The 261-nt window shown below is 46.4% G+C and carries 1 protein-coding gene; it reads right to left on the reverse strand.

All coding sequences use genetic code 11. The features are described 5' to 3' along the window. On the reverse strand, positions 1-261 hold a 261-nt coding region (locus AAEY88_RS14200), incomplete at both ends, for an AMP-binding protein (RefSeq protein ID WP_350563424.1).

The following is a 261-nucleotide window of genomic DNA, read 5'->3' on the forward strand; positions in this document are numbered from 1 at the left end:
CATCTCAAGCTTGCTATGGTCTAACGCTTGGAAAGCTTCGCTGCTAGCAAGGGCATTGAATAAGGTGTTGACCGCAGGGAAAAATGCTGGTGGATAATCTTTATAAGCCTTAATCAAGCTCGCACCATCGCGCGGGTTTGGTACCAGCGAGCCGATACAACCACGATATAACCCATACATACCACAACCGGTAAACGAAAAAATATGATACAGCGGCAAGGCCGTCATGATAACCGGCTGCTCATTCATTTTGTCAAACTT

The organism is Psychrobacter sp. CAL346-MNA-CIBAN-0220, assembly GCF_040309805.1.
Lineage (GTDB): Bacteria > Pseudomonadota > Gammaproteobacteria > Pseudomonadales > Moraxellaceae > Psychrobacter.